At 42.2% G+C, this 12,675-nt stretch carries 20 protein-coding genes; 6 read left to right on the top strand and 14 right to left on the bottom strand.

Annotated features, from left to right (window positions below):
* The first annotated feature begins 21 nt into the window (after positions 1–21).
* Positions 22–1,209 carry a DNA double-strand break repair nuclease NurA gene (locus tag CQ839_RS01135; protein ID WP_103666439.1) on the top strand — a complete coding sequence of 396 codons (1,188 nt, stop codon included), beginning with the start codon at positions 22–24 and terminating at the stop codon, positions 1,207–1,209.
* A 271-nt stretch (positions 1,210–1,480) separates the two neighbouring features.
* On the opposite strand, the gene CQ839_RS01130 is transcribed toward CQ839_RS01135, so the two are convergent.
* The 12 genes from CQ839_RS01130 to CQ839_RS01080 all read right to left on the bottom strand — a co-directional run bounded on the left by CQ839_RS01130 (position 1,481) and on the right by CQ839_RS01080 (position 7,743).
* Entirely contained in the window at positions 1,481–1,666 is a 186-nt protein-coding gene (locus tag CQ839_RS01130) for a hypothetical protein (protein WP_103666438.1), read from the bottom strand.
* On the bottom strand, positions 1,663–4,374 hold the full coding sequence (locus CQ839_RS01125) for a DUF3854 domain-containing protein (RefSeq protein ID WP_103666437.1): 2,712 nt from the start codon (positions 4,372–4,374) through the stop codon (positions 1,663–1,665). Before CQ839_RS01125 ends, CQ839_RS01130 begins: the two co-directional genes overlap by 4 nt.
* 4 nt (positions 4,375–4,378) lie before the next feature.
* Complete coding sequence (locus tag CQ839_RS01120; RefSeq protein WP_103666436.1) at positions 4,379–4,780, bottom strand: HNH endonuclease; 402 nt, start codon at positions 4,778–4,780, stop codon at positions 4,379–4,381.
* Positions 4,771–5,010 carry a hypothetical protein gene (locus CQ839_RS01115; RefSeq protein ID WP_103666435.1) on the bottom strand — a complete coding sequence of 80 codons (240 nt, stop codon included), beginning with the start codon at positions 5,008–5,010 and terminating at the stop codon, positions 4,771–4,773. Before CQ839_RS01115 ends, CQ839_RS01120 begins: the two co-directional genes overlap by 10 nt.
* Before the next feature lie 33 nt (positions 5,011–5,043).
* Entirely contained in the window at positions 5,044–5,421 is a 378-nt protein-coding gene (locus tag CQ839_RS01110) for a hypothetical protein (RefSeq protein WP_146048670.1), read from the bottom strand.
* A gap of 6 nt (positions 5,422–5,427) precedes the next feature.
* Positions 5,428–5,622 (bottom strand): hypothetical protein, encoded by a 195-nt coding sequence (locus CQ839_RS01105; protein WP_103666433.1) that lies wholly within the window; start codon positions 5,620–5,622, stop codon positions 5,428–5,430.
* The gene (locus tag CQ839_RS01100; protein ID WP_103666432.1) at positions 5,612–5,812 is read right to left on the bottom strand and encodes a hypothetical protein; all 201 of its coding nucleotides are present in this window, start codon (positions 5,810–5,812) and stop codon (positions 5,612–5,614) included. The genes CQ839_RS01105 and CQ839_RS01100 overlap by 11 nt, the downstream gene beginning before the upstream one ends.
* The gene (locus CQ839_RS01095; protein WP_103666431.1) at positions 5,812–6,648 is read right to left on the bottom strand and encodes a hypothetical protein; all 837 of its coding nucleotides are present in this window, start codon (positions 6,646–6,648) and stop codon (positions 5,812–5,814) included. The genes CQ839_RS01100 and CQ839_RS01095 overlap by 1 nt, the downstream gene beginning before the upstream one ends.
* 115 nt (positions 6,649–6,763) lie before the next feature.
* On the bottom strand, positions 6,764–7,012 hold the full coding sequence (locus tag CQ839_RS01090) for a hypothetical protein (protein WP_103666430.1): 249 nt from the start codon (positions 7,010–7,012) through the stop codon (positions 6,764–6,766).
* Complete coding sequence (locus CQ839_RS01085; RefSeq protein WP_146048669.1) at positions 7,009–7,278, bottom strand: hypothetical protein; 270 nt, start codon at positions 7,276–7,278, stop codon at positions 7,009–7,011. The genes CQ839_RS01090 and CQ839_RS01085 overlap by 4 nt, the downstream gene beginning before the upstream one ends.
* 4 nt (positions 7,279–7,282) lie before the next feature.
* Entirely contained in the window at positions 7,283–7,480 is a 198-nt protein-coding gene (locus CQ839_RS24715) for a hypothetical protein (RefSeq protein ID WP_146048668.1), read from the bottom strand.
* A 68-nt stretch (positions 7,481–7,548) separates the two neighbouring features.
* Positions 7,549–7,743, bottom strand: a complete 195-nt coding sequence (locus CQ839_RS01080) for a hypothetical protein (RefSeq protein ID WP_103666428.1) — start codon at positions 7,741–7,743, stop codon at positions 7,549–7,551.
* A gap of 117 nt (positions 7,744–7,860) precedes the next feature.
* On the opposite strand from CQ839_RS01080, the gene CQ839_RS01075 reads away from it, so the two are divergent.
* Both CQ839_RS01075 and CQ839_RS01070 read left to right on the top strand, forming a co-directional pair.
* Positions 7,861–8,211, top strand: coding sequence for a helix-turn-helix domain-containing protein (locus CQ839_RS01075; protein ID WP_103666427.1), 351 nt, complete (start codon positions 7,861–7,863; stop codon positions 8,209–8,211).
* Between the two features lie 3 nt (positions 8,212–8,214).
* The gene (locus CQ839_RS01070; protein WP_103666426.1) at positions 8,215–8,511 is read left to right on the top strand and encodes a KGK domain-containing protein; all 297 of its coding nucleotides are present in this window, start codon (positions 8,215–8,217) and stop codon (positions 8,509–8,511) included.
* A gap of 101 nt (positions 8,512–8,612) precedes the next feature.
* On the opposite strand, the gene CQ839_RS01065 is transcribed toward CQ839_RS01070, so the two are convergent.
* Positions 8,613–9,809, bottom strand: coding sequence for a hypothetical protein (locus tag CQ839_RS01065; RefSeq protein WP_103666425.1), 1,197 nt, complete (start codon positions 9,807–9,809; stop codon positions 8,613–8,615).
* A gap of 89 nt (positions 9,810–9,898) precedes the next feature.
* On the opposite strand from CQ839_RS01065, the gene CQ839_RS01060 reads away from it, so the two are divergent.
* The 3 genes from CQ839_RS01060 to CQ839_RS01050 all read left to right on the top strand — a co-directional run bounded on the left by CQ839_RS01060 (position 9,899) and on the right by CQ839_RS01050 (position 10,873).
* Positions 9,899–10,084 carry a hypothetical protein gene (locus CQ839_RS01060; protein WP_103666424.1) on the top strand — a complete coding sequence of 62 codons (186 nt, stop codon included), beginning with the start codon at positions 9,899–9,901 and terminating at the stop codon, positions 10,082–10,084.
* A gap of 8 nt (positions 10,085–10,092) precedes the next feature.
* Positions 10,093–10,308, top strand: a complete 216-nt coding sequence (locus CQ839_RS01055) for a hypothetical protein (protein WP_146048667.1) — start codon at positions 10,093–10,095, stop codon at positions 10,306–10,308.
* A 274-nt stretch (positions 10,309–10,582) separates the two neighbouring features.
* Entirely contained in the window at positions 10,583–10,873 is a 291-nt protein-coding gene (locus tag CQ839_RS01050; RefSeq protein ID WP_103666422.1) for a hypothetical protein, read from the top strand.
* Positions 10,874–11,002: 129 nt separating this feature from the next.
* Here the strand turns inward: CQ839_RS01050 and CQ839_RS01045 are convergent, their stop codons facing one another.
* Positions 11,003–12,643, bottom strand: a complete 1,641-nt coding sequence (locus CQ839_RS01045; protein ID WP_103666421.1) for an IS1634 family transposase — start codon at positions 12,641–12,643, stop codon at positions 11,003–11,005.
* Positions 12,644–12,675: the final 32 nt, after the last annotated feature.

Here is a 12,675-nt window from a genome sequence, read left to right as displayed (position 1 = left end):
TTCAAACATCGAAAGAAGATTATGCTCGATTTACAGAAATTGATGGGACAGATGCAAGGAATGTCTGAACAACTGCACAGAGAAGCACAGCAATTGACAGGCAAACTCGATCGCGCAGAAATCATATTTCACGAAGCAGTTGTTAATCAAGCATCGCTCAATCAACAAAGTGAGCAATATCGCGATCGCTATATTTTTAATTGTGCTGAGCCAGTTGAAGCTTTATCAGAAATTCAAGCAATATCACCTGTCTCCACATCACACATGGTATTAGCCACTGATGGCTCACAAATAGCACCAAGTCGCCATGAAATTGCTTATTGCTATTTGATTAATATTGGTCGAGTCGCGATTTATTATAACTCTGGCATCTATCCATTACTGGATAATGTACCTGAAGTATTTTATAAAACGGAAGACCTCTATAAAGCTCGTCAATGGGGAATTCAGACTGAACAATGGATGACTTTTAAGCGTACGGTTGCCGAAAATGTTGCCCTAGCAAATTTAGCCGTAGAAACGCTTGCTAGTAGTCCTAAACTACCGATGTTAGCTTTCACCGATGGAGCTTTAGTTCATTGGGAATTTGATGAGATTCCTGCTGATGCGCGATCGCAACTTTTGCCAGATATACTGGCTGCATGGGATGATCTGAAAGCTCGACGAATTCCTTTGGCAGGATATATCAGTGCTCCTCGCGCTGCGGAAACCACCAATTTTTTGCGTTTACAAATCTGTCCTTTTGAGCAACCTGATTGCAAGACCCATTGTGATGCTAAGCCTCTGGATTCCGCTCCTTGTAGTCAAATTCAACCATTGCGAGATGGCACTTTATGGGGGCGGCTATTAAAAGTGGGAGAATGCAGTCCTTTTTGGAAAAGCCACGCAAGAATTTTGCAGGAATATGGAGAACATCAAATTTATTTTTGTTATCTTCATGTCGGGACAGAAATCGCCCGAATTGAGATGCCAGCTTGGACTACATTGGATCTAGAACTGCGATCGCAAGCTTTGCAAATCATTCTCGCCCAAGTACAAAAAGGCTATGGCTATCCTGTGGCACTTGCTGAGGCTCATAATCAGGCGGTTGTCACTGGTAGCGATCGCCGCAGATTTTTTGCAATTTTAGAGCAGCAAATGGTGAAGTCTGGTTTACGCAATGTGACCACTTCCTACAAAGAGTCTCGTAAGCGCAGCAGTATTGCATAATTACCGCGCTTTGCTCTCAAACCCAACCCAATAAAACTCGCATTAGCTAGTATTGGGTATGATTATTTTAATTTTCATAACCCTAAAAAGCCTTGCATTGCAAGGCTTTTTAGGGTTATGAAAATTAAGCTGGGGACGAGACTCGAACTCGTGACCTGCTGATTACAAATCAGGCTATCTATTTTATGGATTGTATTCTACAAGCCAGTTTTAGGCTAGGTTGAAAAAGACTAGACTAAAATTAGGACTAAATTTGCGGGGGGATTAATTATCATTCGAGAACTTTTGCACACCGATCGCAATGCCAAACATAAGTTGGTCTGGCAGCGATTGGATTTTTTTTACGGTAATGCTTACCAGCTTTAAAAACACCTTGTAAGCGAAGCTTTCTCAATTGTCTGGGAGTAATACCAAGCTCGACGGCGGCTTGCTCTGTGGGTATCCAATCCTTTTTCATACTGTCACCTCTTCAGGTTTCACAATCTGGGTAGTGCCTTCAATCCAGTTCTTATTCCTTACCTCTAACTGACCATCCTCCTTGATAGCAAGGATTTCAACTCTTTGCCCTGAGAAAAAGCCACTTTTTAGAGAAACAGTTTTTCCCACTTCAAGTTTTTTTGATTTTTTCTGTGAGTAATTATTAGTTACTTGTAGATTTGGTTCAGGAGGTTCATTTGCTTCAGGAATGGCGTGGTTGTCAGCTTTTTTTGGTTCAGGGTGAAAATTATTTGGTTCAGGATGCAAATTTGGTTCAGCCTTAATTTGGTTCAGGAAAAATGAACCATTATTATTTGGTTCAGGATTTGGTTCAGCCATTGAAACCCTTTCTATATCTATGTTTTCTTTTTCTCCTGAACCAAATGAACCAAAATTAGGAGAAATTGCAAAATTTGTAGATTGAATACCAATAGCAAAGAATCCATACTCGGTTTTTTCGCTGAAACGCACTTTAGGAAAGATTTTGGTTAAGCTTTGCCTCATTAACCTTGAGGCTCTAACCCAAGGATCGAAGCGGCTACCTTCATCTAACCATTGATACTTTTTGTTTCCTTTATCGGTAATTTCGATCTCTAAAATGCCCTGCTCTTCATACCAAGCAGTAAGGCTGTCAAACAGGTCGCCTAATTTAACCCGTCCATTGCCTTGCTCTAACTTGATATCTGCTGCCCATCGGATGAGGTGGCAGCTTGCCTCTTTAGCTTCTTGGATTGCTCCAGATAAAGGCTTGTAATCAATACCCTCTGTCATGAGCCTGACAAGGGCATCTAGCAAGCGATTGAGCAAAGCAGGGCAAACATGATCTTGTAGGAAATCTGGATCGTTCTTAAAACGTGGATCGACGGGTAAATGGTCTGGATGGTTGGGATTCTCTTCAAAACTTTTTGTAAATTTGACGATCGCATATCGGGATTCAATAGCCTTTTGTGCGCCGACAATTGATGGGGCTTCGTTGCAATTCAAAAGCACGATGCAAGCGGGTTCCACGCTGTAATCATCTACAGTTTTGCGCTCGATATCGATCGGATCGCCTGTAAGCACGTTTTTGAGTGATTGCAGACTATCAAGGCTTAAACGTGAGTGATTTTCTGATGCCCAATTTATACGGCTAAATTCTAGTTTTGCAAGCGCGAATTTTTTAGCGTTGTCGTATTCTTGGAAGTCTCGCAAGGAGCAACCAGTAATACCAAGGGCAAATATTTTAGAAATTGCCGATCGCAGTGAGTCTTTACCATTTGAGCCGTCACCTTGCAGTAATAATCCACGCAAGCGAGAGGGGTTGAACTTACGAACAGTCCTTAAATCAAATGATGCGGCTATGGTTTTGAGAAATACATCTCTTTGAGCATCATCAAGGGCAATTAATAGGCGATCGCATGGTTCAGGATCGGCTTTTGGGTTGTATTTGACCTTGGAGCAGTAGGTATAAACTAGCTCAGGGTGATGTTTTCTAAGTGTCCAGCTTGGTATTTTGTCTTTCCATTCAATAGTCAAAATACCATTGGCAAGATTTAAGCCTGTGGAGTTGACAGTCTGCGGATCGATACCGAATTGGACTTTAGCCCATTTAAGTACAGCGTTAACGCTTTTCTCATCGGCATATTTATAAGTCCGCCTGTTGGTGCGCTCATCGTAAACCAGAAATTTATTACAAAATTCACTTATGCGGCGCTTTTCTACTGGGTCGGGACTTGCTTCGTAATGAGTGCCCGTCCAATAGTGCAAAGTATCGTGGATACAAACCCAACGGCGATCGCTAAATAGTTTTTTCTGGGCGATCTGGTTGAAATGTTCGGAGATGGGCGGCGCGTCAGGGTCTTCGCGTTCAAGTTGTAGTATTTCTTGCTTGCGATATTCTTCAAAGGTGACAGCTTTCTCGACTAAAAGATCTAATATCTGTCCACCTTTGGCGGCGATGAGGTCATCTAAGCCTTTGGTTTCATCGTTGTGTTCCCAGATTAATAGCTCTGGTACGGCTCCATGTTTGGCAATGAGTCGAGATAGGCGATCTAACTCATGTTTTACGGCTGGTTTGATGTGCAGATCACTATCAAAAGCGAGGTAAACAGATCTCCCAGTCCCAACAAAATCTTTAATCATGGGAGAGATTCGCCCATGAAATTGACCATTACTCACACCCGCGATTGAGATGCAGACGAAACCATTAGTAATAGTTGCGCCTGCTTTTTTAGCTCCTTCAGTCAGGATTATTGGTACACGGGTATTGTTTTTTACCCAGGACCAAAACCCCTGCGGATAATCGTCGGGTAAGATTGGCACTTCCCACCGTTTGGCTATGCTCTCCCAAATGCGATCGGGCACTTTTAAGAATAAAGGCTCAGGAGGGGCTTCTTTGCTAGATTTGAGGGGAGATTCGTATTTAAGGGCTTTTTCTTTGTCGCCATTGACAACAATTCGGGGACTATCGGGCTTAAATTGAAATCCTGAATATGCGGTGTCACGTCCGAGGCTATCACCCCAGACAGCCCACCCGCCCCCGTTTTGCCATCCGCTTTTCCAGCGTCCTGTTTTCCAGCCTAGTAGATAGCTGATTGTTCGCTCATCAGATATAGTGCGGACATTCATCCGCACTATATCTGGGTCTGTTTGCTCCCATTCTTTGAGGTGAGCTTGTGAAAGTTCATCAATTATTTGTGTTGAGGGCATGGTTTTAAAGCAGTGACATTTGACCTAGACGCTCGGCTTTGAGCCGTTTTTTGAGTTGCATTTGTGAGGTGTCGTATCTGGCATGACACGGGAAACAGAGAGCTTTTAAGTTTTCGGGACTGCAATCTTCAGGCTGATGGTTAAGATGTGCGACGGTGAGAGTAAATCTGTGTGGGCGTTCTTTGTATCCCCATTCCCCAGATTCATCACACGCAATATAGTCACAAGTCTCGTTATACCAATTGAGATTCCCTTCTTTTACTAGCCATTCCACAAAGTCAATCCAATCAACTTTTGGCTTTCGGCAAGGCTTTCCACATTCTTGACATTGCCAGTTAGCTGCCTCTTTGATTTGAAGTGCGATCGCATCCCAGTCAGGTGGATAAAGTTTGCGGTTCATTGGCATGGCAAATCACAAAGTTTTTCTATGTGGTTATCAATCGCGTTCATCACCTTTCGGCGGGTGTCGATGTTGCGCCTCATGTTGGCTGTGTAGCCAGCAACAAAAGCGGTTACAATTTCAAATTTCATGTCTTCTGAATAGGATTTACGTGCATCTTTTTCAAGTAAAAATGCTTCAAAATCTGTTTTTAGCTCTGGGGGAAACCTCGTTTCATAAAATTCCTTGAAATCCATAGTTTTGATTTGGTAATTAGGCGATCGCGTTGGTTATCTGAGTCCTTTGCCAAGATTTTTAGAGGGGTCGGTGGGGATATCTGCTTTTTGGAAGTACCGAATAAGCTCGGAATGAAGATCGCTTTCATAGCCTTGGTCTACAGTGCCATCACTGCGGATATTGATGTAGACATTTCCTCTAGCGTGTGTGGGTTTGTTGCGATGACAGTAAAACTCAGCTCTAACCTCGCCAACAAATAAATGGCTCCCTTCTTTTTGTCGTGAGCTGATGACCTTCTTAAGCTCCCAGCCGTGAGTACTGCAAAGCTTCAGCATGGTTTTGAGTTGATTCGCGTTTCCTTTGATGTTTTTCATGGATTTCAAAAAATAGTTAGGCGATCGCAATTTCACTGGGTAAATTTGCGATCGCATGATTGGTTAGTTAGTCTTTTGTCTGTCTTGTTCAGCCCAAGAAGTGGTTTCTTCTTCCCAACCAGCACCGCATACATTGCAGGTCAGATATGCGATGGGCAAAACAGGATCGTGAAAAGTATGTAGATCCTCGGATTTACAAGAAGGACAAGATTTATCTTCAATTCCTTCATCTGCTCTAATCTCAGTGTCAGTTGTCATAGGGGCTTGTGATATTTGGGCTGTAACGTTTGAGATATTTGAGAAGTTTGATTAGGCTGATTTGTACATAATTTTCTGTGTAATAAATCTCGCCATCGGGTTGGATTTTGATTTCTTCTAGCCAAATTGGCATATTGCGAGTGAGCTTGCCACGAAGAAAGCGATACTCGTCTAGCCTGTATTTGGGCATTAGTAGTCATCCTCATAGGTGATTAGTTTGCGATCGCTCAAGCTTGCTACCTCGTTCAAGATGATTTGGTGAATGTGCTTCATTCTGAAGTTACGAGCGCGGTGTGTAAGGGATTGGTTTTCTGTTGGGAGTGTTGCCAAGATGCAAAGGTCAATGGCTTTTAAGCTGGTGACAGCATCGGCTTTGAAGCAGGTAAATTTATCTTGAAGTTCTTTGATGTCGCGAGTGAGTGAGTCAACTCGTGACTGTGCGGCTCTGTGATTGTTAGCCGCTTCAATCATTAATTCTCGTTGCTGTTCCCTAGTTGCTTCGTACTCCAAAATCTGCTCTTTGAGACTTTGAACCTCCGCGTACAATCTCTCAGATGATTCCTGCGCTCGGAAACAGTGTTCGGCATAGTGAGCCGCTAAATTTCTTTGCACATCTGCATCTGTTTCCCACGTTTTTCCTTCCGATACATACGGAATTCCAACACCAACCTTGAGCGAGGCAACATAAAGAGCAATTTCCTTTATGTCATAGGCGTTCAGGGGCTTTTCTGTTGTGGAGGTTTTGCTCAACTCCTTAGCCCATTCGGCGGGGTCGTACTCGGATAAATCGCAAGAGTAACCGCTAGCTGATTCGCGCAATGTCCAGAGATCGGATAGGCGTTTAAATCTTTCTGGTGAGAAATTTTTTGAAAAACATTGAGGGATCTCATCGCGCCCTGCATGATGCTCCCAATCTGCATCTTCGCCAAGGGCGGCGACTATCTCTGTGTTGATTAGGGTTGCAACTTTGTCGGCAAAGCTGTAAAAGCCTTCAATTAATTCAAGTTCGCGGGGTTTTTCTGACATGGGGGATTACTTGGGTATTGTGTACGTGGATCGGCACAGCTTCGAGGATCTTGGCTGTAGCTTTGGGCGGGTTGATAGTGAGCTGCTAGGAGTAGTAGTGAGAGAAGGATTGCTCTCATTTAGTCACCTCTGAGAGCAGTTGCTCGGATAGTTCTTTGATGATTGCGAGTGTTTCCCTTGTGTTGAGAGATTTGAGCCATTGAGTAGAAGTTGCACTGAGGTTGGGAACTTCAAACCCTTCTATTCTTTCGGCTACTTCATCGGTTAACTCGTTCATGAGTAAGGCTTTCGCGCTTGAGGATAGAGATAGAATTTCTTCTAAAACTGGTAAAGGAAGGTCGCTCAAAATCGTGGCTATGTTCATGGTGTTTCTCGCAATTGGTTGATGAGGTCTATGCATTGATTCCAGATTTCTGTTGGGAGAAATATTTGGATGGGCGATCGCTCTATAAATCCTGCGGTGATGGCTACATGAATGAGGGCGGCTTCGCGAACTACATCCAGTTCGATGAATCTTTGGATTGAGATGTGTGGTTTGCGCTGGGTTTTGGTTGCTTCTAGATAGGTATCTATATGGAAGGTCAGCGCAGGGTTTTCGGTGCGAGTTTTGAGACTAACCATGTTTGTCATGGGTTTAACCTTCAATTGGTGAATTGATGATTTCGGGTGAGTAGCCTTGCTCGATCAGTAGTGCGTACTGTGCATCAAGGGCGCGGCGAAACCGAGCAGGGTTTGGTGCATGGCAATGCCCTGTAAGCACACCGTCGTTTGTTCTGAATGTGTATCTGTTGTTAGATACATAGAAAGTTGCTTTAAGATGATTTGATTGCATGATTACCTCGGCGTTGAATTGTGGTACTGAATGCAAAAAAAAGAAGAGGTCGATTGCCTAGCTCGTAACTAGCGATCGATCTCTTCTTTTTTGTTGGTGAGTTGTTCTTCGAGTTTTGTCAAGAAATGGTGACTTGAGAAGCAATGGCGAAGCGCTGCGTCAACAATCACGTTAGGACGTTTGCGATGCTTTGCTGCTATTTCTCGTAGCTTGATGTCGATGTCTTGATCAATCCGTGCTTGTAAAGGTACTTTGGCTGACATGTCTACTTGCAAAATTGAATTTACACATTCAATAATTGCATGAGTATATTCAATAATGCAAGCATGAATTCAATGAATTAATGTAATCTTGAATGTACGCATTTATCTATCAACGCTATGACACTTGAAGAGCGTGAAAAACTAGCAGAGTTAATAAAGCAAAAACGAGGCTCAATGAGTAAATCTGCTTTTGCTAGGATGCTTGGTGTAAGTCATACTGCGGTAACTGGTTGGGAAAATTGCCTCTCAGAGCCTGATCATCAAAACTTAGTAGCAATTGCCAAAGTTTTGGGCATGAGTCTAGATAATTTGCACGACTGCCTTAAGGGTGATAAAGCTTCAGCTTCAGAGTTTGACAGTCTTGTAGGGAAAATTAAATCAATGCGTATGAGCTTGAATCAAATTGCCGTCATAGATCATGTTGTGTCTGAAAAGTTGTTAGCTATCGCGGAGAGTACAGGGAGATAGCTAATGTCTGAATTTCGCACGCTGCTCCCTGATAGTGTTATTGCTAGAGATCCTCTGATGCCTTTAACTTATGGCAGTTTATATAAGGTTAAAGACTATATTGATCTAGCTTACCAACAGCTAATGTTGAGCGAAGAAATAACAAAGCAAACTTGGGTAATTGATGGGGCTGACTGTGAAGTACTGATGGTTGGCTCGACTTGGAAGAAAGGCAAAGTTAGAATTAAGATTGCAGTTGAATTTTGCGAGGACGTAGATCCTGCAACTGATGAGCTAAATATTCTGAGAAGCCAGATATAAGATCTCGGTTTATAACATCAGAACCTAAAAATAAATTTTACTAACCTCACTAATGAGGAAACCAGCATAGGAAGGCGATCGCAAAATCTGCGATCGCCTTCCTATGCTGCCAAATCTCGCAAAGTCACGCTAGTGAGATATTCACAAATAGCTGTATAGCAATCATCCTTGCAATTTTCGCCATTGCCTAACCTATCAGCAAACTCATTAAGCAATAGCGTAACGCTATTTTTATAAGCCTTTAACTCATCAAATAACCTCAAAACATAATCGCTCTCATCAGCAATTTGTGCAGATTTATCACGGTCAATGTGGTTATTAGCACGGCTCAAACTTTCCGCATTGCGAGACTTTGCGACGGTGCGAAATAGGCGGCGATCGCGTGACAATCGCTGTTTGATATAAGCCTGTAATTCTGCAAGTTGTAAGGCATTGCTAGCCATAAAACAACCTAAATCAAATAGCGTTACGCTATTCTGTCTAGAGGCATTTAGCACGATATCAGCTAGCTCTCGAATTACATCAGCGCTGATATTGCGTCTCTCTTTTTTAAGTAGTTCATACAAATCAACTTGCAGATCTCGATCTGGCAATGTCTCACCAATGGCAACAGCGATCGCTAAACTCATCTCACCTTGTACTAGATAGTCAAATAAATCATCATGTAGATTGGCGATCGCTAAACCTTGCGAGCAGATCGTTTTTTTCATGTCGATATTTTTAGGCAAGTTCCCAGCGCTTAACTTTCTGTCTCGAAAGAACTTACCAGCGTCTATCGCAGTGCCATTGTCATCAGCAATATTTGCAAGCGCACCGATCGCCCTTGCTTCTATATCTGTATCAGCATTGATATATCTAACCCATAAATCACTAACACCTAAATTCATCGCTAGGGTTACGCGATTGTGACCATTAACCACATAGGTTTTACGGTCAAAAGGATCGCGCCATACCAAAATTAAACCCGCTAGATTGCTATCCCATTGCTTAATCTCTCTCAAACTCCCTGTAGAGCCTGTAGAGCCATGAACGAGCTTATATTGAAACCTCTTAGGATCGAGTTTTAATAGCGTAACGCTAATCTTGCATACTTCATTTTCTGGAATAAAGCTTTGCTGATTTCCTATCTCAAGACTCTCTAGATAATTTTGGACTTGGTTAACTAAAGCGATCGGTATCCTTACAGGTTTAGTCTTGCCCGCAAAATATTTGTTTTTAAAATTTGGGTTTCCACGTTTAGGCAACTCTAGATCGAGTTCCGTTTGTGATGGATTGAAAAAATGTAATTGCTGACTCACGGCTTAATTTAATAGCGTTACACTATTGACAATATTAGATTACTGCTCTAAAGTCAATAGCATTACGCTATTAAAACATAGGTATAGCAATGAAAAAAGACGATCGCATTATGGGAACTGGTAAGCGTGAAAACCAGATCGGGACAGTACTAGAAGTTAAGGGCAAAATGGCTCTTATTCAATGGGATGGCTCTCAAGAACAGACTTGGAAACCTATCAAGAAACTAGCTCTTCTTGGTTCCGCTCTTTTCGATCTTTCAAGCTTTAGCAAGTAAGGGCATAAATGATGAGTCTCACTGAACATTACCAAAAACAAGGCTTTCGCCTTGCAACCGTTACGACGGAAAACGGCTATACATGGTCAACCGCTATTAATGGCACTGATGAAAGTATCTGTGAATATTTTCTAGGCAAGCATTTCAATACAAAGCCGTTCCCTTTTGAAGAGATGTCTATAGTGACATCAGTTTCTATTGATGGCAAAACTTATCAAGGATAGACTATGAATCATTCTGCAAAGGTACATTTTTTGGCTTGGTCTATTGGGGTTAGATGGATTATCTCAAGCTCTAAGCATTGGCTGTTTTCAGAACGCTACGATCTGCCCTACATCGATACAGAGCTTTACTTATGGGCACTTGAGAGGTCTATTTTACCTTGCCAAGTAAAATACGATCCCTCCAAGGTTTCTTGGTATTAAAAACAAATAGCGATCGCCTATCTCATAACTAGGCGATCGCACTCAAAATTATTACAATCAGAATTAATCTATTATGCAACTATCACTCATTCCCGATCTAGTACCAGCGCAAACTACAGCACCAAAACAGACAGCTAGCAGACAGTTAACTCTAAACATTCTAGGTAGTATCGCAACCGTACCCGCAGACACAAAACCTAAACAGGCTCTAACCACTTCTCAAGCTTGGTATAACGGTAAACTTTGCACGGTTATTAAACGCTCTAAAGAAGAATTTGACGGTTTAATTATCAAAATTTGCACTATAAAAACTCAATCTGGTGAAGTGCTAGAAGTTCCAGAAAACCACATTACAGTTTTGTAAATTCATCCTTGAATTGTTACAGATGGACACAACAAAGCGCTGACTTGGTGATCGCTTTGTTGTGTCCATCTGTGCGATCACCTAATAAATAAGGCTCTATAGGTATTTCGCCTACATTCAGCAGGTTATTTAAGACAAAAAATAATATTTACGAGAAGAGGCTCCGAGAAACTGCAAAATTAGATTTTGTCTATCATTAAGCTTAATCTGATATTTAAGATGGTCAAGAAAGACCAAATGGACAGAGAGAAAGCACTGAAGTATCCAACGTAAAGTAGGGCGAGGGGAGGGCTTACCTTTTTGATCAGGAAGAGTCGCATTGGCGTTCTCTAAAGCCCGTCTGAGTTGTCTTTGCCCCAAACTATAGACCATGAGAGCAAGAGTCATGATCATCGCCAAAGCCATGATCCGTTTCGTATTTTTGAGAAAAACGCTGGAAGCAAAGAATAGAGGGTCTTTGAGAAAGCGAAATCCCCGTTCCGTAGGTTGCTGTCCCTTATATTCCCGTAAGATTTCGCATTCAGTCCATTTTTCAGAATCCAGCGAATTGGTGGCAAGAATAAAGCGCCCAACCTGTTGACGATGAACAGCAATGATTACAGGGTTCTCGACTAAAGTTGACTGAATGTGAAAGGAATGATGAGTTGCTTCAGTATTGGGACGACCTCTTTGCGAATAATGCGGTTGAGCAAGGATTTTAGGTTCATCAAGACTGTGGTAATTCAGCGTTTTCTCAAAGTCCGTGATCGCACTGAGGGCATCAGCTTCACAGGCAAAACTTTTATTCATTAAGCTCTTTAGACCTTTATCTTTCTCTTTTAAGGCTTTCTCTATCTGCTTCGATAAAGTTTTGAGGTCGGATTCCATGCGTTGTTGGCTTTCGACAACAATCCATTGCTGTTTGATACCCGCATAAGTACTACAGACTACGCAAAAACGATAACCTTTGTGGTCTTTCTGCTCACTGAATTGTTCAGGCAATATAGTTTGGATTAATTCCTGTGCGGCTTTTATCGTTGCTGGTACTCGGCTAATCCAATTGATGCTATGACCAAATTCCCTCAGATTTGCTTCACTATAGAAGGCTGCATCCATTACGTACAAGTCTGGTTGTTCTCCTTCCCATTCTGCCTGAAATGCTTTGATTACCTCTGGAAAAGCGCTCTGGTCTGTTTTGTTCCCATCTGCAATATTCATGAATATGGGGATTCCTTCTTCTTCACTAGTCAGTAAATGCCATGTAAATTGTTTCAAGTCTGGGCGATGGTCTCGTGAGTATCCTTGCGTAATTGCGATCGCTACTGGCTCGGCTGAGTCATCTTCGACTAAATTTTCTTCTCCTGTTTCCGTTGTTTGATACTTCCCATGCACTGACATACTTGTGCCATCAAGATGCGTATTCTTGACGCTTACTCCAAATCGTTTACACATCTCTGTCGCTATCTTCACAAATATTAGCGTGATGCCATATGCGTATAGTTGATCCATCACTCTCCCCAAGCGACTATCGTTCAAATATTCTGCTTTTACTCCTGCTCCGATTAGATGTTCTGTCGCTTTTCCTAAAAAAAAGTCACTGAATAAATACAAAGGGGCCGTCAAGAAACCCATGCAGTTCAATATCATCGCTTTCACCACTTGCCCCGCACTTACTTTCTCTTGCGGATGGCTTCCTAGCTCCCGATCTATGATTTCTACTATCCCGATTTCATCTACTATCCCAGCAATTATACCTAGATGGTCTATGTCTTGTACGTCTATCTGAGGCATTTGGCTATTTTGATTGCTCTTAATTAAAAATA

The sequence above is a fragment of the Pseudanabaena sp. BC1403 genome (genome assembly GCF_002914585.1).
Classification (GTDB): Bacteria; Cyanobacteriota; Cyanobacteriia; order Pseudanabaenales; family Pseudanabaenaceae; genus Pseudanabaena.
This window is presented reverse-complemented; position numbering and strand designations above follow the sequence as displayed.

Excerpts from the sequence above, each read along its gene's own strand:
- CQ839_RS01135 (WP_103666439.1), top strand. The coding sequence starts at position 22 with ATGCTCGATTTACAGAAATTGATGGGACAGATGCAAGGAATGTCTGAA.
- CQ839_RS01130 (WP_103666438.1), bottom strand. The coding sequence starts at position 1,666 with ATGAAAAAGGATTGGATACCCACAGAGCAAGCCGCCGTCGAGCTTGGT.
- CQ839_RS01125 (WP_103666437.1), bottom strand. The coding sequence starts at position 4,374 with ATGCCCTCAACACAAATAATTGATGAACTTTCACAAGCTCACCTCAAA.
- CQ839_RS01120 (WP_103666436.1), bottom strand. The coding sequence starts at position 4,780 with ATGCCAATGAACCGCAAACTTTATCCACCTGACTGGGATGCGATCGCA.
- CQ839_RS01115 (WP_103666435.1), bottom strand. The coding sequence starts at position 5,010 with ATGGATTTCAAGGAATTTTATGAAACGAGGTTTCCCCCAGAGCTAAAA.
- CQ839_RS01110 (WP_146048670.1), bottom strand. The coding sequence starts at position 5,421 with ATGCGATCGCAAATTTACCCAGTGAAATTGCGATCGCCTAACTATTTT.
- CQ839_RS01105 (WP_103666433.1), bottom strand. The coding sequence starts at position 5,622 with ATGACAACTGACACTGAGATTAGAGCAGATGAAGGAATTGAAGATAAA.
- CQ839_RS01100 (WP_103666432.1), bottom strand. The coding sequence starts at position 5,812 with ATGCCCAAATACAGGCTAGACGAGTATCGCTTTCTTCGTGGCAAGCTC.
- CQ839_RS01095 (WP_103666431.1), bottom strand. The coding sequence starts at position 6,648 with ATGTCAGAAAAACCCCGCGAACTTGAATTAATTGAAGGCTTTTACAGC.
- CQ839_RS01090 (WP_103666430.1), bottom strand. The coding sequence starts at position 7,012 with ATGAACATAGCCACGATTTTGAGCGACCTTCCTTTACCAGTTTTAGAA.
- CQ839_RS01085 (WP_146048669.1), bottom strand. The coding sequence starts at position 7,278 with ATGACAAACATGGTTAGTCTCAAAACTCGCACCGAAAACCCTGCGCTG.
- CQ839_RS24715 (WP_146048668.1), bottom strand. The coding sequence starts at position 7,480 with ATGCAATCAAATCATCTTAAAGCAACTTTCTATGTATCTAACAACAGA.
- CQ839_RS01080 (WP_103666428.1), bottom strand. The coding sequence starts at position 7,743 with ATGTCAGCCAAAGTACCTTTACAAGCACGGATTGATCAAGACATCGAC.
- CQ839_RS01075 (WP_103666427.1), top strand. The coding sequence starts at position 7,861 with ATGACACTTGAAGAGCGTGAAAAACTAGCAGAGTTAATAAAGCAAAAA.
- CQ839_RS01070 (WP_103666426.1), top strand. The coding sequence starts at position 8,215 with ATGTCTGAATTTCGCACGCTGCTCCCTGATAGTGTTATTGCTAGAGAT.
- CQ839_RS01060 (WP_103666424.1), top strand. The coding sequence starts at position 9,899 with ATGAAAAAAGACGATCGCATTATGGGAACTGGTAAGCGTGAAAACCAG.
- CQ839_RS01055 (WP_146048667.1), top strand. The coding sequence starts at position 10,093 with ATGATGAGTCTCACTGAACATTACCAAAAACAAGGCTTTCGCCTTGCA.
- CQ839_RS01050 (WP_103666422.1), top strand. The coding sequence starts at position 10,583 with ATGCAACTATCACTCATTCCCGATCTAGTACCAGCGCAAACTACAGCA.
- CQ839_RS01045 (WP_103666421.1), bottom strand. The coding sequence starts at position 12,643 with ATGCCTCAGATAGACGTACAAGACATAGACCATCTAGGTATAATTGCT.